Origin of the sequence: Stutzerimonas stutzeri (assembly GCF_024448955.1) — a bacterium.
Lineage (GTDB): Bacteria > Pseudomonadota > Gammaproteobacteria > Pseudomonadales > Pseudomonadaceae > Stutzerimonas > Stutzerimonas stutzeri_AQ.
Map to the genome: position 1 here is coordinate 88,695 of NZ_JAMOIH010000013.1, position 18,163 is coordinate 106,857.

At 62.6% G+C, this 18,163-nt stretch carries 17 protein-coding genes; 5 read left to right on the plus strand and 12 right to left on the minus strand.

Annotated elements, in window-relative coordinates; all coding sequences use genetic code 11:
- Nucleotide 1: 1 nt before the first annotated feature.
- On the plus strand, nucleotides 2-634 hold the full coding sequence (locus NA645_RS14775; RefSeq protein ID WP_256049524.1) for an SCO family protein: 633 nt from the start codon (nucleotides 2-4) through the stop codon (nucleotides 632-634).
- Nucleotides 635-815: 181 nt separating this feature from the next.
- On the opposite strand, the gene NA645_RS14780 is transcribed toward NA645_RS14775, so the two are convergent.
- From NA645_RS14780 to NA645_RS14790, 3 genes are read right to left on the minus strand one after another with little or no spacing between them, the layout of a single operon-like run.
- Nucleotides 816-1,589, minus strand: a complete 774-nt coding sequence (locus NA645_RS14780; protein WP_256049525.1) for a MetQ/NlpA family ABC transporter substrate-binding protein — start codon at nucleotides 1,587-1,589, stop codon at nucleotides 816-818.
- Nucleotides 1,590-1,647: 58 nt separating this feature from the next.
- Nucleotides 1,648-2,313, minus strand: coding sequence for a methionine ABC transporter permease (locus NA645_RS14785; RefSeq protein ID WP_131649247.1), 666 nt, complete (start codon nucleotides 2,311-2,313; stop codon nucleotides 1,648-1,650).
- Complete coding sequence (locus NA645_RS14790) at nucleotides 2,313-3,320, minus strand: methionine ABC transporter ATP-binding protein (RefSeq protein WP_256049526.1); 1,008 nt, start codon at nucleotides 3,318-3,320, stop codon at nucleotides 2,313-2,315. The genes NA645_RS14785 and NA645_RS14790 overlap by 1 nt, the downstream gene beginning before the upstream one ends.
- A gap of 266 nt (nucleotides 3,321-3,586) precedes the next feature.
- Between NA645_RS14790 and katE the strand changes: the two genes are divergently transcribed.
- On the plus strand, nucleotides 3,587-5,722 hold the full coding sequence (katE, locus tag NA645_RS14795) for a catalase HPII (RefSeq protein ID WP_256049527.1): 2,136 nt from the start codon (nucleotides 3,587-3,589) through the stop codon (nucleotides 5,720-5,722).
- 187 nt (nucleotides 5,723-5,909) lie between these two features.
- Here katE and NA645_RS14800 read toward each other — a convergent pair whose 3' ends face one another.
- Genes NA645_RS14800 through zur form a run of 4 tightly spaced genes read right to left on the minus strand, consistent with a single transcriptional unit; the run spans nucleotide 5,910 to nucleotide 8,467 of the window.
- Nucleotides 5,910-6,413, minus strand: a complete 504-nt coding sequence (locus NA645_RS14800; protein WP_256049578.1) for a YgjP-like metallopeptidase domain-containing protein — start codon at nucleotides 6,411-6,413, stop codon at nucleotides 5,910-5,912.
- 6 nt (nucleotides 6,414-6,419) lie between these two features.
- Nucleotides 6,420-7,205, minus strand: a complete 786-nt coding sequence (gene znuB / locus NA645_RS14805) for a zinc ABC transporter permease subunit ZnuB (protein ID WP_256049528.1) — start codon at nucleotides 7,203-7,205, stop codon at nucleotides 6,420-6,422.
- A gap of 9 nt (nucleotides 7,206-7,214) precedes the next feature.
- Nucleotides 7,215-7,985 (minus strand): zinc ABC transporter ATP-binding protein ZnuC, encoded by a 771-nt coding sequence (gene znuC, locus NA645_RS14810; protein WP_256049529.1) that lies wholly within the window; start codon nucleotides 7,983-7,985, stop codon nucleotides 7,215-7,217.
- Nucleotides 7,982-8,467, minus strand: coding sequence for a zinc uptake transcriptional repressor Zur (gene zur / locus NA645_RS14815; protein WP_256049530.1), 486 nt, complete (start codon nucleotides 8,465-8,467; stop codon nucleotides 7,982-7,984). Before zur ends, znuC begins: the two co-directional genes overlap by 4 nt.
- A 60-nt stretch (nucleotides 8,468-8,527) precedes the next feature.
- Between zur and NA645_RS14820 the strand changes: the two genes are divergently transcribed.
- The 3 genes from NA645_RS14820 (at nucleotide 8,528) to NA645_RS14830 (ending at nucleotide 12,568) form a co-directional block, all read left to right on the plus strand.
- On the plus strand, nucleotides 8,528-9,508 hold the full coding sequence (locus tag NA645_RS14820; RefSeq protein ID WP_272892091.1) for a zinc ABC transporter substrate-binding protein: 981 nt from the start codon (nucleotides 8,528-8,530) through the stop codon (nucleotides 9,506-9,508).
- Between the two features lie 155 nt (nucleotides 9,509-9,663).
- Nucleotides 9,664-11,823, plus strand: a complete 2,160-nt coding sequence (locus NA645_RS14825; RefSeq protein WP_423836584.1) for an adenosylcobalamin-dependent ribonucleoside-diphosphate reductase — start codon at nucleotides 9,664-9,666, stop codon at nucleotides 11,821-11,823.
- A 49-nt stretch (nucleotides 11,824-11,872) separates the two neighbouring features.
- Nucleotides 11,873-12,568 (plus strand): NrdJb, encoded by a 696-nt coding sequence (locus tag NA645_RS14830; protein ID WP_256049533.1) that lies wholly within the window; start codon nucleotides 11,873-11,875, stop codon nucleotides 12,566-12,568.
- Between the two features lie 292 nt (nucleotides 12,569-12,860).
- On the opposite strand, the gene ppnN is transcribed toward NA645_RS14830, so the two are convergent.
- The 5 genes from ppnN to NA645_RS14855 all read right to left on the minus strand — a co-directional run bounded on the left by ppnN (nucleotide 12,861) and on the right by NA645_RS14855 (nucleotide 18,145).
- Nucleotides 12,861-14,234: a nucleotide 5'-monophosphate nucleosidase PpnN gene (ppnN, locus tag NA645_RS14835; protein WP_256049534.1), complete on the minus strand. Its 1,374-nt coding sequence runs from the start codon at nucleotides 14,232-14,234 to the stop codon at nucleotides 12,861-12,863.
- Between the two features lie 387 nt (nucleotides 14,235-14,621).
- The gene (locus tag NA645_RS14840) at nucleotides 14,622-15,554 is read right to left on the minus strand and encodes a phosphatidate cytidylyltransferase (RefSeq protein ID WP_256049535.1); all 933 of its coding nucleotides are present in this window, start codon (nucleotides 15,552-15,554) and stop codon (nucleotides 14,622-14,624) included.
- Between the two features lies 1 nt (nucleotide 15,555).
- On the minus strand, nucleotides 15,556-16,176 hold the full coding sequence (locus NA645_RS14845; RefSeq protein ID WP_256049536.1) for a lysophospholipid acyltransferase family protein: 621 nt from the start codon (nucleotides 16,174-16,176) through the stop codon (nucleotides 15,556-15,558).
- A gap of 70 nt (nucleotides 16,177-16,246) precedes the next feature.
- Entirely contained in the window at nucleotides 16,247-16,855 is a 609-nt protein-coding gene (locus NA645_RS14850; protein WP_256049537.1) for a CDP-alcohol phosphatidyltransferase family protein, read from the minus strand.
- Nucleotides 16,856-17,194: 339 nt separating this feature from the next.
- On the minus strand, nucleotides 17,195-18,145 hold the full coding sequence (locus NA645_RS14855; protein WP_256049538.1) for a homoserine kinase: 951 nt from the start codon (nucleotides 18,143-18,145) through the stop codon (nucleotides 17,195-17,197).
- Nucleotides 18,146-18,163 lie beyond the last annotated feature (18 nt).

An 18,163-nucleotide genomic window follows, 5' to 3' on the forward strand; every position in this document is an offset into this window, starting at 1 on the left:
CATGACCCGCATCCAGAAAACCGTATTCGTTCTCGTCGCGCTGGTCGCACTGGTCATCGGCCTGACGGTTTCCAAGGTGCTCAACACCGAGCGCCAACTCGATACCGCCGAGTTGCTGGATGCCGGCATCGTGCTCCTGCCGCAGGGTCGTGACATGCCGGAACTGACACTGACCAACCAGGACGGCGAATCCGTGTCGCTGCAGCAGCTGGAAGGGCAGTGGAACCTGCTGTTCTTTGGCTACACCTTTTGCCCGGATATCTGCCCGGCGACGCTGGCCGAATTGCGTCAGTTGCGCGGCATGTTGCCGGAGGAGACGCGCCAACGGATGCAGCCGATCCTGGTGAGCGTCGACCCCGAGCGCGATACGCCGGAGCAGCTGAAAACCTATCTGGATTATTTCGATGCCGGATTCATCGGCCTGACCGGGCCGCTGGATGACATCCAGACGCTTGCCAACGCCGCTGGCGTGCCCTTCATTCCGGGCGATACCTCGAAAGAAAACTACACCGTCGACCACGGCGGCAACCTCGCGCTGATCGGCCCGGACGGCCAGCTGCGTGGCTTCATCCGTGCGCCAATGCGTACGCAGAAGCTCGCCGAGCAATTGCCGATGGTGCTGGCGCTGGAGTAAGCATGACGCCGGCATTAGCCGGCCCGCTCAAAACCATGGCCCTGAAAACGAAACCCCGCCAACGGCCCTCGTAGGGCCGAACTTGGTTGGCCATGGCCAACCTATGGCCGAATAAATTCGGCCCTACGGCCATTAACGACGAACCCGGCACGTGGCGGGGTTCGTCGTCAGGCCAGGCGGATCAGAAGGCGGGAACGACCGCGCCCTGGTATTTCTCTTCGATGAACTGGCGAACTTCTTCGCTATGCAGCGCGGCAGCCAGCTTCTGCATGGCGGCGCTGTCCTTGTTGTCCGGGCGGGCAACAAGAATGTTCACGTAGGGCGAGTCGCTGCCTTCGATCATCAGGGCATCTTCGGTGGGGTTGAGCTTGGCTTCCAGCGCGTAGTTGGTGTTGATCAGCGCCAGATCGACCTGGGTTAGTACGCGCGGCAGGGTCGCGGCTTCCAGTTCGCGGACCTTGATGTTCTTCGGGTTCTCGGCGATGTCCTTCGGCGTGGCGGTGATGCCGGCGCCTTCTTCAAGGGTGATCACGCCGGCTTTGGCCAGTAGCAGCAGCGCACGGCCGCCATTGGTGGCATCGTTGGGGATGACCACGTTGGCGCCTTTCGGCAGTTCGTCCAGTGATTTCAGCTTGCTGGAATAAGCGCCGAAGGGCTCGATATGCACACCGGCTACGCTGACCAGCTCGGTGCCCTTGCCCTTGTTGAACTCATCCAGGTACGGCTGATGCTGAAAGAAGTTCGCGTCCAGGCGCTTCTCGGCGACCTGGATATTCGGCTGCACGTAGTCGGTGAAGACCTTGATCTTCAGATCGACGCCCTGCTCGGCCAGCTGGGGTTTGATGAATTCGAGGATTTCCGCGTGCGGGACGGCGGTCGCGGCGACGTTCAATTCGTCGGCAGCCTGGGCAGAGAAGGCCGCGACGGCGGCGAAAGCGGCAAGCAGTTTTTTCATCGTTTGGTTCCTTCAGAAGGTGAGCGGGTTGCGATGGTTCGCTCGCCCTGGTTGCGGTTCATTTGCGTGAAAAATGGGTAACCAGCTTGTCGCCGACGCTCTGCAGCACCTGCACCAGTACCAGCAGCAGGACTACAGTGACGACCATCACATCGGTCTGGAAGCGCTGGTAGCCGAAGCGGATCGCCAGGTCGCCGAGACCGCCGGCCCCTACCACACCGGCCATCGCGGTATAGGACACGAGGGTGATGGCGGTGACGGTGATAGCCGCGATGATGCCCGGCCGCGCCTCCGGCAGCAATGCGCTGAAGATGATCTGTCGCGTGGTGGCACCCATCGCCTGGGTCGCCTCGATGATGCCGCGGTCCACCTCGCGCAGGGCGGTTTCTACTAGCCGCGCGAAGAAGGGTGCGGCGCCCACCACCAGCGGCGGGATGGCACCGGCCACGCCCAGCGAGGTGCCGGTCAGCAGCACGGTGAAGGGAATCATCACGATCAGCAGAATAATGAACGGCAGCGAGCGCAGCACGTTGACCACGAACGACAGCAGGGCATACAGCGGGCCGTTCTCGAACAGTTGGCGCGGCCCGCTGAGAAACAGCAGCACGCCCAGCGGCAGGCCGAGCAGGATGGTGAACAGCAGCGAGCCGCCGAGCATCAGCAGCGTGTCGAGCGTCGCCAGCCAGATTTCGTACCAGTCCACATTCGTGAAAAGAGCATCCATCAGCGCAGCACCTCCACGTGAACATCGGCGCTATCGAAGCGGGACAGGGCGGCTTGCATGTCGCCGCCGGTGAGTGCCAGCGTCAGCTGGCCGTAGGGGGTGTCCTTGATGCGGTCGATGCGCCCCGAGAGGATGCTGAAATCGACCCCCGTCTCGCGCGCCACGGTGCCCAGCAGTGGCTGGTAGGTAGACTCGCCCTGAAAGGTCAGGCGTAGGATGCGGCCTGGCACGTGGGCGAAGTCGTCGCGCTGCTCACCCTCATCCACCGCCTCGTCTTCCAGCACGAAACGCTGAGTGGTCGCATGCTGCGGATGCAGGAACACATCGGTCACCGGGCCCTGCTCGACGATCACACCGCCATCCATCACCGCCACGCGGTCGCAGACCCGGCGGATCACATCCATCTCATGGGTGATCAGCACGATAGTAAGGTTCAGCTCGCGGTTGATCTCCGCCAGCAGCTGTAGCACCTGCGCGGTGGTCTGAGGGTCGAGCGCACTGGTGGCCTCGTCGCAGAGCAGAATGTCCGGTCCGGTGGCCAGTGCGCGGGCGATGCCGACGCGCTGCTTCTGCCCACCGGACAGCTGCGCGGGGTATTTGCGTGCATGATCCTTTAGGCCGACCCGGTCGAGTAGGGCGGCTACGCGGCGTTCGATATCGCCTTTCGAGTAAGTGCCGGCCAGGCGCAGCGGCATGGCGACATTGTCGGCCACGGTCTTAGACATCAGCAGATTGAAGTGCTGGAAGATCATCCCGACGCGCTGGCGGAAGCGGCGCAGGCCGTCGGCGTTCAGTGCGGTGACGTCCTCGCCGTTGACCAAAATGCGCCCGCCGGAAGGTTCTTCCAGCCGGTTGATCAGACGCAGCAGGGTGCTTTTGCCGGCGCCGGAATGGCCGATCAGGCCGAACACTTCGCCGGCTTCGATTCGGAAGCTCGTCGGCTGCAGCGCCATCACGTCGCGACTGGCGACGCGATAGGTCTTGTGGACGTCGTGGAATTCGATCACGGGCGAACCTGTAGATAGGGTCGATACCGGCAGCATCGGCCGGCAAAAGATCGGCATTCTACCGCATCCGGCGCGCAGGCTCAGCCGCCGGACGGCACGGCTGTCGGCGCCGATCATTGCGACCTCCTATCGCTATCATGAGAAAAGCAAGTTGGCGCAAGACCGACCTTGTACACGTCGCGGCTGTCAGTTTACCGAGCGCCGTGGAAAAGCCGGGTCAAGCAGACGGTCCGCCACGGCTTGCGCAACCCATTGCGAGGCCCTCCATGACCGACATTAATGCCCCACGTAACGAAATAGCCGGCACCGATACGCCGGACCGCGCCAACCGCAACGCCAAGCTCGACCAGCTAGAAAGCTTCCGTTCCGATGCCACCGGACAGGCGCTGACCACTAATCAGGGCGTGAAGATTGCTGACAACCAGAACACCCTCCGTGCTGGCGACCGTGGCCCCTCGCTGCTCGAAGATTTCATCATGCGCGAGAAGCTCACCCACTTCGACCACGAGCGCATTCCCGAGCGCATCGTTCACGCGCGCGGCTCGGCGGCCCATGGCGTGTTCGTCAGCTACGGCGACCATAGCTGGCTGACCAAGGCCTCGTTCCTCGCCGCCGAAGGCAAGGAAACCCCGGTATTTGCGCGTTTCTCCACGGTGCAGGGTTCGCGCGGCTCCGCGGACACGGTGCGCGATGTGCGCGGTTTTGCCACCAAGTTCTACACCGACGAAGGCAACTTCGATCTGGTCGGTAACAACATGCCGGTGTTCTTCATTCAGGACGCGATCAAATTCCCGGACTTTGTGCATGCGGTCAAACCCGAGCCACACAACGAAATCCCGCAGGCGCAATCGGCCCATGACACCTTCTGGGATTTCGTCTCGTTGACGCCGGAATCGGCGCATATGGTGCTCTGGACTATGTCCGACCGCGCCATTCCGCGTAGCTACCGGGCGATGGAGGGCTTCGGCGTACACACCTTCCGCCTGATCAATGCCGAGGGCGTCAGCCGCTTCGTCAAGTTCCACTGGAAGCCGGTGGCCGGTGCCTTCTCGCTGGTCTGGGACGAGACGCTGAAGATCGCCGGCAAAGACCCGGACTTCAACCGCCGCGACATGTGGGAATCCATCGAAATGGGCGACTACTTCGAATGGGAGCTGGGCGTGCAGGTGGTCGAGGAAGCCGACGAGCACAGCTTCGACTTCGATCTGCTGGACCCGACCAAGATCATCCCCGAGGAGCTGGTGCCGGTGCAGAAACTCGGCAAGATGACGCTCAATCGCAACCCGGACAACTTCTTCGCCGAGACCGAGCAGGCGGCGTTCCACATCGGGCACATCGTGCCGGGCATCGACTTCACCAACGACCCGCTATTGCAGGGCCGGCTGTTCTCCTACACCGACACTCAGCTGCTGCGCTTGGGCGGCCCGAACTTCCACGAGATCCCGATCAACCGGCCGCTGTGCCCGCTGCACAACAACCAGCGCGATGCGTTCCATCGACAAGCCATCCACAAGGGTCGCGCCAACTACGAGCCCAACTCCATTGATGGTGGCTGGCCCAAGGAAACTCCGCCAGCGCCGCAGGGCGGCGGCTTCGAGAGTTATCCGGAGCGCGTCGAAGGGCACAAGATTCGCAATCGTAGCGCGTCGTTCGGCGACCATTTCTCACAGGCCACGCTGTTCTGGAACAGCATGAGCGAGCCGGAGAAGGAGCACATCATCGGCGCCTACACCTTCGAGCTGGGCAAGGTGGAGCGGGTGTTCATCCGCGAGCGGCAGGTCAATGAGATTCTTGCCAATATCGACCTGGAACTGGCCCGCCGCGTGGCGGAAAACCTCGGTCTGCCGGCACCGAGCGCACCCAGCGTAGCGACGAAGGAACCGGCGACGCCGAGTTCGCCAGCGCTGAGCCTGATGAACCATGCGCCGGGCAACATCAAGTCGCGCAAGGTGGCGATCCTCGTGGCCAACGGTGTGGACGGCGCGGCCATCGACGCGTTCAAGGCCAAACTCGCCGAAGAGGGCGCCTTCGCCAAACTGATCGGCCCGTCGCCGGCACCGGTAAAGACCGCTGAAGGGAAGGTGCTAGTGATCGATGCGGCCATGGACGGCATGCCGTCTGTGATGTTCGACGCCGTGTTCGTACCCGGCGGGGCGGACGCGGCAGCGGCCATGGCACAGTCCGGCGAGGCCAGGCACTACCTGCTCGAAGCCTACAAGCACTTGAAGCCCGTGGTGGTGCTCGGCGCGGCGCGTCCGTTGCTGGCGTCGCTGAACCTTGTGCCCGACGCCGGTCTGCTGGAAGGCGATGACGTGGCCGCGGTGTTCGGCGCCTTCGTCCAGGCCCTCGGGCAGCACCGCGTCTGGGCACGCGAGGCGGCGGCCAAGGCGGTGCCGGCCTGACCTAGGCCGGAAACCTTCGCATGGAGGCGCCATGGGCTAAGAGCTGAGGCCTTAAGCAGCTCGTCGGGCTTGCCTGTGTTCGCGAGCAAGCTCGCTCCTACGGATTAGAAGTTCCAATGTAGGAGCGAGCTTGCTCGCGAACAAACGCCATTGCGGAGGAAGAAAACGATAGCTGCAAAGCGTAGCTTTAGTAATTTTTGTCCTGCAGCTCGCGCCAATGCAGGAACAGGCGCAGGTCGAACTCGATCTGGCCGTAACCGGGCAGCATGTGTTCGCAGAGCTTGTAGAACGCGCGGTTGTGCTCGCTCTCACGCAGATGCGCCAGTTCGTGGACGACAATCATCTGCAGAAATTCCGGCGCCGCGTCCCGAAACAGCGCGGCGACGCGAATTTCCTTCTTCGCTTTCAGCTTGCCGCCCTGCACGCGTGACACCGCGGTATGCAGGCCGAGGGCGCGGTGGGTGAGGTTGAGGCGGTTGTCGTAGAGCACCTTGTCGATCGGCGGCGCGCTTTTCAGGTGATCCTGCTTCAGGCGCTGCACATAGCCGTACAACGCCTTGTCGCTCTGGTGCTCATGGCGGCCGGGATAGCGGCGCTGTAGATAGTCGCCCAGACGCTGTTCGGCGATCAGCTGGCGGACCTGCTCCAGTAGCGGCTCAGGATAGCCACGCAGATATTTCAGATCAGTTATGGCCGTTCAATTGCGCTTGCGCCAGACGAAGCTGAGTAGGAAAAGCGCCGCCGCGCTTACCACGATGGACGGCCCGGCCGGTGTGTCTTCGAACCAGGACAGCGCCAGCCCCAGACACACCGCGACGATGCCCAACAGGCTCGCACCGAAGGCCATCTGCTCCGGCGTACGGGCGTGGCGCTGGGCCGCGGCGGCCGGAATGATCAGCAGCGAGGTGATTAGCAGCACGCCGACGATCTTCATCGCCACGGCGATCACCATGGCGATCAACAGCATCAGTGCCAGGCGGATGGCCGCGACGGGCAGCCCTTCCACCTTCGCCAGTTCCTCATGCACAGTCACCGCCAACAGCGGACGCCACAGTGGAATCAGTACCAGCAGCACCAGCGCACTGCCACCGGCGATCCAGGCCAGGTCGGTCGGGCCGACGGCCAGCAGGTCACCAAACAGGTAACCCATCAGATCGATGCGCACGTCCTGCATGAAACTCAGCGAGACCAGTCCGAGCGACAGCGTGCTGTGCGCAAGGATGCCCAGCAGCGTGTCGGAAGCCAACGGCTGACGCTGTTGTAGCGTTACCAGCAGCACGGCCAGCAGTACGCAGCAGACGACGACCGCGAGGGTCAGGTTGACCTCCAGAATCAGCCCCAGCGCCACGCCGAGCAGCGCGGAATGGGACAGCGTATCGCCGAAATAGGCCATGCGACGCCAGACCACGAAAGATCCGAGCGGGCCGGCGACCAGTGCCAGGGCGAGGCCGGCGAGCAGAGCGTTGAGGAGAAAGTCAGGCATCGTTTGGTATCAGTGCTTGCAGTTCGGGCCGTGAACGTGGGGTTTACCGGTGATCACGCTGCCATGCAGGTCGTGGCTGTGATCGTGCTGGTGGTGATAGATCGCCAGGCTGCGCGCGTCCTGGCCGAACAGCTCGATGAAGGCTGGGTCCGTGCTGACCTGTTCCGGATGCCCGGAGCAGCACACGTGGCGGTTCAGGCAGACCACTTGGTCGGTGGCGCTCATCACCAGATGCAGGTCATGCGAGACCATCAGCACACCGCAACCGTAACGCTCGCGTAGCCGGCCGATGAGTCGATAGAGCTCGGCCTGCCCGGCGACATCGACGCCCTGCACCGGCTCGTCGAGCACCAGCAACTCCGGTTCGCGCAGCAGCGCGCGGGCCAGCAGTACCCGTTGCATTTCACCGCCCGAAACCGATTGCAGCGGGCTATCGATCACCTGTTCGGCACCCACTTCGCTCAGTGCGCGAAGGGCCGCGGTGCGATCCACGCCCGGGACCAGACGCAGGAACCGTAGCACCGAGAGCGGCAGTGTTGCGTCGACGTGGAGCTTCTGCGGCATATAGCCGACGCGTAGCTTCGGCTTGCGCCAGACGCTGCCGCTGTCCGGTTTCAACAACCCCAGTACCGCGCGCACCAGCGTGGTCTTGCCGGCACCGTTGGGGCCGATCAGCGTGACGATCTCGCCGCGCTGCACCTGCAGCTGCGCGCCTTCGAGCACCGCCTGCTTGGCGAAGCGGACATGAATGTCATCCAGACGGATCAGCGCCTCGCTCATGCCGCACTCCGGCAGGTCGCGCAAAGACCGACCACTTCTACGGTCTGGCCTTCGACCTGGAAATTCACGCTGTGCGCAGCCTGATTGATGGCTTCGCTGACGATCGATTGCTCGAGCTCGATCGCAGTGTGGCAGTTGCGGCAAATCAGGAATTGTCCCTGGTGTGGATGTTCGGGGTGGTTACAGCCAATAAAGGCGTTGAGCGATGCGATACGGTGCACCAGACCGTTTTCCAGCAGAAAGTCCAGTGCGCGGTAGACGGTCGGCGGCGCGGCGCGGCGGCCGTCCTGTTCGGTCAGCGCGCCGAGAATGTCGTAGGCACCGAGCGGCTTGTGGCTTTGCCAGACCAATTCCAGCACACGCTTGCGCAGCGCCGTCAGACGCACGCCAGCGCGCGCGCAAAGTGCATCGGCTTCGGCCAGTGCGCTACTCACGCAGTGATCGTGATCATGGGGAGTGCAGGCCAGCGGGATATTAGACATGGGCGAAGACGAGGCTTTGGAGAGACGTTATTATGTTACCCCTTTCGAGCCAGCCGAGTGTTGCCCGTGTCTCGCCTTTTTTTGCTGCCTTTACTTGTAACTCTCATCTTTATCGGTAGTGCGCCAGCTCGCGCCGAGGTGGCTCTAGTCACCAGCATCAAGCCTCTGCAGCTGATCGCTGCGGCCGTTCAGGAAGGCGTGGGCGAACCGCAGGTGCTGCTCCCGGCGGGAGCCTCCGCTCACCATTACGCGTTGCGGCCATCCGACGTACGGCAGATTCGCAATGCCGATCTGTTTTACTGGATTGGCCCGGATATGGAAGCGTTCTTGGAACCGGTGCTGAAAGGTCGCGAAGGACCGAGCGTCGCCGCACAGGCGCTGCCGGGGCTGACATTGCGTCATTTCGGTGATGAGCATGTCGAGTCCCATCATGGACATGACGAGCATACGCACGAAGCCGATGATCACGATGCACATGAAGCTCACGCGGCTGACGGCCACCATGATCATGCGCACCGTCCCGGCAGTCTCGATGCGCACCTCTGGCTGTTGCCAGCCAACGCCTTGGTCATCGCCGCGAACATGGCCGACAAGTTGGCGACCGTCGACCCAGCCAACGCAGCGCGTTATCAGGCGAATCTCGACGCATTCCGGCAGCGTTTGGACGCGCTCGATCAGCGCCTGACGAAGCGGCTAAGCGACACCAGCCCAAAGCCCTTCTTTGTCTTTCATGAAGCCTACGACTATTTCGAGGCGGCCTATGGTCTCGCGCATGCCGGTGTGTTCGCCGCTGGCGAGGCCCAGCCGGGCGCGCGTCACGTCGCCGAGATGCGTCAACGCCTGGAGCAGGCCGGCCCCAGCTGCGTATTTTATGAGCCGCCGATCCGTCCGCGTCTGGCCGACAGTCTGATCCGTGATTTACCGGTACAGGTGGCCGAGCTGGACGCCATGGGTCAGGGCATCGAAGCCACTGCCGGCGGCTATGAGCGTCTGATCGAAAATCTTGGGATGTCGCTTGCTGCGTGTCTGGAGTCGCTCTAACGCGCCGTTGTGATATGCCGCTGCGCTCGTCTCAGCGGATCGGTGCCGCCGATCCGCAACCAGATTAGCTGTCGGCCGAATTGACCGGGGTCAGGTGCTCTTTCCGTCTACCTGGCATAAGCTTCGTGCTTCGTTTTTACCTTCGGCACGAGGATATGCAGCGCATGGCGAAGACCGACGGGCCGATTACGGCAGACAGTAAAACCACCGCCGGAATCGCCCTGCAGGCGGCTTCCGAGGATATCTGGGCGCAGAAATACCGCCTTACAAACAAGGACGGCACGCCTGTCGACGACAGCGTCGACGCCACCTGGCAGCGGGTCGCCCGTGCCTTGGCGGACGTCGAGCAGGAGGACAAGCGCGAGCAGTGGTACGAGCGCTTCCTCTGGGCGCTGCGCAACGGCGCCATCCCGGCCGGGCGGATCATTTCCAACGCTGGCGCGCAGGATTACAAGCCGGCCACCTCGACCATCAACTGCACCGTTTCCGGCACCATCGACGATTCGATGGACGAGATTCTCGGCAAGGTCCATGAGGCCGGACTGACTCTCAAGGCTGGGTGCGGCATCGGCTATGAATTCAGTACCTTGCGCCCGCGCGGCTCCTTCGTTTCGGGAGCTGGCGCGCATACCAGCGGGCCGCTGTCGTTCATGGATATCTTCGACAAGATGTGCTTCACCGTCAGCTCCGCCGGTGGGCGTCGCGGCGCGCAAATGGGCACCTTCGATGTCGGCCATCCGGATGTGCGCGAATTTATCCGCGCCAAGCGTGAAGACGGCCGTCTGCGCCAGTTTAACCTCAGCCTCCTGATCACCGACGAATTCATGCACGCGGTGGAAAACGATGCCGAATGGCCGCTGATTTTCCCGCTGCACCTGAAGGAAAAGGCCGAGCTCGACCTTGATGACTCGGAGCAGGTGCTCTGGCGCGAGTGGCCGAGCCATGACGGCTATATCGTCCGCGACGATGGTCTGGTCGCCTGCAAGATCTACGGCCGGGTCAAGGCGCGGCACCTGTGGGACATGATCATGGTCTCCACCTACGACTACGCCGAGCCGGGCTTCATTCTCATCGACCGGGTCAACCAGTTGAACAACAACTGGTGGTGCGAAGCGATCCGCGCGACCAATCCTTGCGGTGAGCAACCTCTGCCACCCTATGGCTCTTGCCTGCTGGGCTCGATCAACCTGACGAACTTCGTGATCGATCCCTTCGGTGCCGAGGCCCGCTTCGACTGGGACAAGTATCGCGAGGTAGTGCGGCTGTTCACTCGCATGCTCGACAACGTGGTGGAAATCAACGGATTGCCGCTACCGCAGCAGCGGCATGAGATCGAGCAGAAGCGCCGTCACGGTATGGGCTTCCTCGGCCTCGGCTCGACCCTGACGCTGCTCAAGCTGCGTTACGGCAGCCCGGAAGCCTGCGTATTCACCGAAGAAGTCGCGCGCGAGATGGCGCTGGTCGGCTGGGAAGTGGCGCTCGAACTGTCGAAGGAAAAGGGGCCGGCGCCCCTGCTGGCCCAAACCTTCGAAGTCACCGCCGAGATGCTGCGCAAGCGCCCAGAGATGAAGAAGCACGGTTACAAGGTCGGCGACCAGGTGCCGGGTCGCGTGCTTCACGCCAAGTATTCGCGCTACATGCAGAAGATCGCCGAGTACGCGCCGGAACTGATCGAGGCGCTGGCCGAACAGGGTGCGCGCTTTACTCACCACAGCTCCATCGCACCCACCGGGACCATCAGCCTGAGCCTGGCTAACAACGCCTCCAACGGCATCGAGCCGAGCTTCGCCCATCATTACTCGCGCAACCTGATCCGAGCCGGGCGCAAGGCCAAAGAAAAGATCGAGGTGTTCAGCTACGAACTGCTGGCTTACCGCACGCTGATCAACGAGCGCGCCAAGCCGGGTTCCGACGCGCCGGGCGAGAAGCTGCCCGACTACTTCATCACCGCCGACGACATCACCCCGACCCAGCACGTCGATATCCAGGCCGCGGCGCAGAAATGGGTCGACTCGTCGATCTCCAAAACTGCCAACGTCCCCACCGATTACCCGTTCGAGGCGTTCAAGGACATCTACCGTTACGCCTGGCGCCAGGGCCTCAAGGGTTGCACCACCTTCCGCTTCAACCCGGCGGCGTTTCAGGGCGTGCTGGTCAAGGAAGCCGACCTGGAGAAAACCCTGTACCGCTTCATTCTCGAAGACGGCAGCGTGGTCGAGTTGAAAGGAAATGAAGAGGTCGAATACGACGGCGAGGTCAATTCCGCCGCCAACCTGTTCGATGCCCTCAAAGAAGGCTATTACGGCAAGTATTGAGCCGCGACCAATAGCCGGGTGGCATCGCCGCCCGGATGGAGAACCTGTAATGACCGTCAAGATTACTCAGCGCATCAAGGGCTTCAAGGTTGTCGACGAGACCCTCGAACGCCCTGCCGTAACGCCCGATAGCTACACCAGCAAGACGAAGGTGGTGGAGATGGACGAAAGTCTGCAACGCCCCGAAACGCTGGTCGGCATGACCTACAAGATCAAGTCGCCGCTGTTCGAGCACGCGCTCTACGTCACCGTCAACGATGTCGTGCTCAACGCCGGCACGCCCCACGAGCAGCGCCGGCCGTTCGAAATCTTCATCAATTCGAAGAACATGGATCATTTCCAGTGGATCGTCGCGCTCACCCGGATCATGTCCGCGGTGTTCCGCAAGGGCGGTGACTGCACCTTCCTGGTCGAGGAGCTGAAAGCGGTGTTCGACCCGCGCGGCGGCTATCTGAAGAAGGGCGGCGTCTACATGCCGTCCATCGTCGCCGAAATCGGCGGCGTGCTGGAGCGTCATCTGATCGCCATCGGCATGCTCGAAGGCCATGCGCTGGACGAAACCCAGCTCAAATATCTGGCCGAAAAACGTGCCGCCTACGAAGCCAGCCAAGGCGCGGTGGCGGTCGAGCCGGGCGAGGGCTTCCCGGCTGGCGCGCAACTGTGCAACAAGTGCAACACCCAGGCGGTGGTGCAGATGGATGGTTGCGCTACGTGTTTGAACTGCGGGAATTCGAAGTGCGGTTGAATAGGTCGTCGGATCGCGCGTTCGGACCGTCGGTTACGCCTTCGGCTAATCCAACCTACGTTGACTAGAGGATTGCGGCTGCTTTGTAGGATGGAATCGCCGAAGGCGCTTCCGTCGTTTACCGCGTAGTGTTTGCTTGCTCAGCCTTGGCTGTCGGCTGGACGAGCACCTGGCCCGCTTTATCGAGCGGGCCTGGCTCTGCTAGATATTCAAAACGGCTCCAGCAGGCCGGGGTTAGCGCTTCGACAGAGGGGCGAGCGACCGTAGTCGTTGCGGCCCCCGGTTCGGGATATCAGCTCACTACCCGGTAGCACGGCTCATAAGGTCGTCCGCCGGGTAGCTTCATCCGATGCTGCAGGACGAACGCCTGCAGCAACTCGTCCAAGGGTTTCATGATTGCCGCGTCGCCGTGGATCTCGTAACGGCCGTGTTTCTCGATGCGACGGATACCCTTGTCCTTAACGTTACCGGCAACGATCCCGGAGAACGCCCGGCGCAGATTTGCCGCCAGTTCGTGGGGGGGGACGTCACGGGTCAGGCGCAGGCTAGCCATGTTCTCGTGGGTCGGGTCGAACGGATGCTGGAAGCCTTCGTCGATCTTCAGCAGCCAGTTGAAATGGAAGGCATCGTTGCGTTCGCGACGGAACTGCTTGACCGCTTTCAGCCCCTCGACCATTTGCCGGGCCACTTCGGCCGGGTCGTCGATGACGATCTGGTAGTGACGCTGGGCTTCTTCGCCGAGTGTCGCGCCTACGAAATCGCGCAGCTGCTGGAGGTAAGGCGCGGCGCTTTCCGGGCCGGTGAGAATGACTGGGAAGGGCACGTCGCGGTTGTCCGGGTGCAGCAGGATGCCCAGCAGATAAAGAAATTCCTCCGCTGTGCCGACACCGCCGGGGAAGATGATGATGCCGTGGCCGACGCGGACGAAGGCTTCCAGGCGCTTCTCGATATCCGGCAGGATCACCAGCTCGTTGACGATCGGGTTCGGTGCTTCGGCGGCAATGATGCCCGGCTCGGTCAGGCCCAGGTAACGGCCACCGACGATGCGTTGTTTGGCATGGGCGATGGTCGCGCCTTTCATCGGGCCTTTCATTACGCCCGGGCCGCAACCGGTGCAGATGTTCAGGTTGCGCAGGCCCAGCTCGTGGCCGACGCGCTTGCTGTATTGGTATTCCTCGGTGCTGATCGAATGCCCGCCCCAGCACACCACCATGTTCGGCTCGATGCCCGAGCGCAGGGTGCGCGCGTTGCGCAGCAGGTGGAAAACGTAGTCGGTGATGCCGGCAGAGCTGCTCAGGTCGATGCGCGCGCTGCCCAGCTCGCTCTCGGTGTAGACAATGTCGCGCAGTGCGCTGAAGAGCATTTCTCGCGTGCTGGCGATCATCTCACCGTCGACGAAGGCATCGGCGGGTGCGTTGATCAGCTCCAGCCGTACACCACGGTCCTGCTGATGAATGCGGACCTCGAAGTCGTCGTAGGCTTCGAGAACGGTCTTGGCGTTGTCGATACGCGCGCCGGTGTTGAGGATCGCCAGGGCGCACTGGCGGAATAGCGTGTAGGTGCTGCCCGAACTGGCTTCGCTGAGTTGTTGTACTTCCCGCTGGGACAGTGTTTCCAGGCTGCCCTTGGGGGCTACCGAGGCATTGATTACATAGCGTGAGGTCATTCGTTCTGTCCCTGAAAACAATGCCACCGAGCCAGGCAGGTCAGGTGCATCAGGTTGGTAAGCGCAGTGCGGTGTGGCCGCGCATGGTGCGGTCGCCCGGGCTAGCATCGCGCTAGCTTCTTCATTGCGATGCTTCGTCCAGATCGCCACAACGACAGCCGGGCTGAGACCGGCCATCTTACACCTGCCGCAGCGGCGCGCAGGGTGGGTTTACTTGACGCCCAGGACACAAGAAAGGTTCCGCACGATCATCCATCGGTTGGGTTGGGTTGGGTTGGGTTGGGTTGGGTTGCGGCGCGTCTCGCCACCGCCCGGTTCGACAGTTGTCGGCGCAGTTGGGCTACGCCGCCTTAGTCCATTTCGTTCACGGCAGCAGGGGAGCTGCGCTTACGCCCACCAATAACGCACCGTGTGGAAAAAGATCGGTGCGGCGAAGCATACCGAATCGAGGCGGTCGAGCATGCCGCCGTGCCCTTCGATCATGTGCCCCCAGTCCTTCACGCCACGGTCGCGCTTGATCGCCGACATCACCAGCCCGCCGAAGAATCCCAGCAGGTTCAGCATCAGTGCGATCAGCGCCGCCTGCCAGAAGGTGAAAGGCGTGATCCAGAACAGCGCCGCGCCGATCAGCGTCGCCAGCGCGATGCCGCCGACGAAGCCTTCGACGGTTTTCGATGGCGACAGGTTGGGCGCGATCTTGCGCTTGCCGGCCAGCTTGCCGCAGACGTACTGCAGCACATCGGAGAGCTGCACTACCATCACCAGCCAAGCGATCAGCAGCAGGTTGCGGCCTTCGAAACCGGCGATCTCCAGCGTTAGCAGCGCCGGCACATGAGACACGCAGAACACTGCGATCATCAGGCCCCATTGCACCTTCGCGGCGCGCTCGAGATAGCGCGTGGTGTCGCCGCCCAGCGAGGCGAGGATCGGCAACAGCAGGAAGATGTACACCGGAATGAAGATCGCGAACAGGCCGTACCAGCCGATGCCGACCAGCAGATATTGCACCGGCAGCACGAAATAGAACGCAGCGACCAACGCTGGATAATCGCTGCGCCGGGTCGGTGCCAGGGTCATGAATTCCCGCAAGGCGAAGAAGGAAACCAGGTAGAAGAGGATCACCACGGCCGTATGGCCAAGCCAGAAGGCGACGCCGATCACCGCGACCATCACCCACCAGGCGTTGATGCGCGCGTTGAGGTTGTCGATCACCGGGTTCTCGGCAGCGCCGCTGCGGCGTTTGAGTACGAAGCCGATCAGCGAGGCCAGGGCGAGCAGGGCGCCGATTCCGGCGAACAGCATGAGTGTGTTGTTATCCATGTCAGGCTTCCTCCGGCGCCAGTTCCAGCAGCGCCTGGCGGGCGCGAGTCAGGAACGCATCCTTGTCTTCGTTCTCATTGATGCTTAGCGGCGCGCCGAAACTGATCGTGCACAGCAGCGGCAAGGGCAGCGAGCGGCCCTTTGGCATCACGCGGTTGAGGTTGGCGATCCATACCGGTACCAGCTCCACGGCGGGTCGCGCCTGGCCGAGACGGTAGAGCCCGCCCTTGAACGGCAGCAGACCCTCTTCGAGATTGCGCGTGCCCTCCGGAAACAGGATCAACGAATGCCCTTCATCCAGTGCATCGAGCATCGGCTGCAACGGATCGACCGACGGGTCGCGCCGCTCACGGTCGACCAGCACGCCGTGAAACACGCGATTGATGATGAAGCGGCGCATCTGTCCCCTCTGCCAGTAATCCGCACCGGCTACCGGTCGGGTTCGTTTGCGCAGGTCGGGCGGCAGGGAGGCCCAGAGCAGCACGAAGTCGCCGTGGCTGGTGTGGTTGGCGAAATAGATACGCTGTGTGCGGGTCGGCGCACAACCCAGCCAGAGGCTGCGCGCGCCGGTGAGCAGGCGCGCCGCAGAGGTGAGAAGGAAAGCGGACAGGTAGCCGAGCATCAGTGGTTCCTCTGGGGTATCGGCGATTGACGGGGCGCAGAGCTGAGCGCAGTGAGCAACTTGCGTGAAATCAGGCGGCTGTTTCGTTCAATCCTTGGCGTACACGGTTGATCAGCGTGTACAGCGCAAGGGCGGCGATCAGCAGCAACGCTGCGTTGATCCAGCTTGCCGGCAACCAGCCGCAGGCCACGCCAGCGGCCAGTACGCCGAAGGCAAAGGCGCGGTCGCTCTTGCCCATGGGGCCGTCGTAGCGACGGGAGGAGCCGACCATCAATCCTAGGACGCCAGCGTATTCACTGATCATCGCCAGCAGTACCACAGCGATGACCGCCTGCGGCCAAACGCCAGCGATCAGGGCGAAAGGAAGATAGAGGGCGCTATCCGCTACGACATCGCAGAGCTCGTTGAGATAGGCACCCAGCCTGGACTGCTGGCGAAATTCGCGCGCCAGCATGCCATCTATGGCATTGAGCGCCATGCGCAACAGCATCCAGATGGGGATCAATGCAAAAAGCCAGGTCTGCTCGACCCACAGCGCGACGACGCCAGCGACCAGTAGCGACAGCACGAGGGCGGCGATGGTGACCTGGTTGGCGGTAATGCCGAGCGCGTGGAGGCGCTGCACCAATGGGCGCAACAGATCCTGGAAGCGTGGCTTGAGCTGATAGATGGAGAGCATCATCGATTCCTTTCGATGTGGGGCATGATGTACGCGAATGATGTGCAAGCCGTCGGGCGAGATCAATCGGAGCCGGACTTTGGGGAAAAACAGGGCGCGTGGCAAGTAGGCTCAGCGGTGCGCCGCTGTTTTTGGGAGCTGGTCGTCGTCAACAGTAGAAGGACCCGTTACGGCGCTGGGTTCACTGGGAAGATGCGCCAGCCAGGTATCCAAAGCTCGGAGATCCGCCCGGGCTTCGGTACATGGCCGCTTCAGTTCGGCCAGATCTTCGATGCGTGTGGGCCCGGAGATTCCTAGCGTTCGCAGTCTTCTGCCGTGATCAGCCTCTTGGCCGGGCTATTAGAGCGCAAACGGCAATGCGCTATGGCATTGCCGGCGGGCTGCGAGCAGGCGGCGGAATTCTTCGGGGTCCTTGATCAGCACCGGTTGCCCGGCGAAGTTCTGCGCTGCTATCAGGCGCGACAGCCAGAAACGCACGCCGGCCACGCGCAGCATCGGCTGCCACAGCTCAGCCTCGGCCGGGGTGAAGCGGCGCAGGCTGGAATAGGCCGCGAGCAGCGCCTGGCTGCGCTCCTCGTCGAGTTCGCCGTTGGGGTGACTGCACCAATCGTTAACCGTGATGGCGATGTCGTAGAGCATTGGCCCGGAACAGGCGTTGTAAAAGTCGATTACGCCGGTCAGGTGGCTGCCCTCGAAGAGCACATTGTCGCGGAAGAGGTCAGCGTGCAGGTTGGCGCGGGGCAGGGCGAGGATCTTCGGTTTCAGCTCGGCGATTTCCGTCAGGCTTTCACGCAGTAGCGGTAGCTGGTCCTCCGGCAAGCCCATGGCGATGCTGGGGCCTTCTTCCTGCATCCAGTCCAGGCCGCGGTCGCTACGTCGCTCAATGATCTGCTCGCGCGTCGCCAGATGCAGGCGCGCCAGCAGCCGGCCCACTTCGGTGCAGTGATGGGCATTGGGCGCCGCCACGTGCCGGCCCGGCAAGCGCGGTTGCAGCAGCGCCGGCTTGTCCGCCAGGTTGCGCAGGGCTTCGCCATTGCGGGTGCGTAGCGCGTAGGGCACCGGCAGGCCCGCCCGGTGCAGCACTTCGAGCAGCTCGATGAAGAACGGCAGATCCTGGGTCGGTCCACGCTCAACCAGCGTCAGGACGTACTGGCCCTGCTCCAGGCTGACGAAGAAATTACTGTTCTCGCTGCCAGCGGCGATGCCTTGGAAATCGTGCAGGCGCCCCAGTTGATAGGGCGCCAGAAAGACTTCCAGTTCTTCGTGTTGCAGCGGGGTGAATACCGACATGAATGGCCTTCCGTTATC

Coding starts and splice junctions, on each gene's coding strand:
- NA645_RS14775 (WP_256049524.1), top strand. CDS start 2: ATGACCCGCATCCAGAAAACCGTATTCGTTCTCGTCGCGCTGGTCGCA.
- NA645_RS14780 (WP_256049525.1), bottom strand. CDS start 1,589: ATGAAAAAACTGCTTGCCGCTTTCGCCGCCGTCGCGGCCTTCTCTGCC.
- NA645_RS14785 (WP_131649247.1), bottom strand. CDS start 2,313: ATGGATGCTCTTTTCACGAATGTGGACTGGTACGAAATCTGGCTGGCG.
- katE (WP_256049527.1), top strand. CDS start 3,587: ATGACCGACATTAATGCCCCACGTAACGAAATAGCCGGCACCGATACG.
- znuB (WP_256049528.1), bottom strand. CDS start 7,205: ATGCCTGACTTTCTCCTCAACGCTCTGCTCGCCGGCCTCGCCCTGGCA.
- znuC (WP_256049529.1), bottom strand. CDS start 7,985: ATGAGCGAGGCGCTGATCCGTCTGGATGACATTCATGTCCGCTTCGCC.
- zur (WP_256049530.1), bottom strand. CDS start 8,467: ATGTCTAATATCCCGCTGGCCTGCACTCCCCATGATCACGATCACTGC.
- NA645_RS14825 (WP_423836584.1), top strand. CDS start 9,664: ATGCAGCGCATGGCGAAGACCGACGGGCCGATTACGGCAGACAGTAAA.
- NA645_RS14830 (WP_256049533.1), top strand. CDS start 11,873: ATGACCGTCAAGATTACTCAGCGCATCAAGGGCTTCAAGGTTGTCGAC.
- ppnN (WP_256049534.1), bottom strand. CDS start 14,234: ATGACCTCACGCTATGTAATCAATGCCTCGGTAGCCCCCAAGGGCAGC.
- NA645_RS14840 (WP_256049535.1), bottom strand. CDS start 15,554: ATGGATAACAACACACTCATGCTGTTCGCCGGAATCGGCGCCCTGCTC.
- NA645_RS14845 (WP_256049536.1), bottom strand. CDS start 16,176: ATGCTCGGCTACCTGTCCGCTTTCCTTCTCACCTCTGCGGCGCGCCTG.
- NA645_RS14850 (WP_256049537.1), bottom strand. CDS start 16,855: ATGCTCTCCATCTATCAGCTCAAGCCACGCTTCCAGGATCTGTTGCGC.
- NA645_RS14855 (WP_256049538.1), bottom strand. CDS start 18,145: ATGTCGGTATTCACCCCGCTGCAACACGAAGAACTGGAAGTCTTTCTG.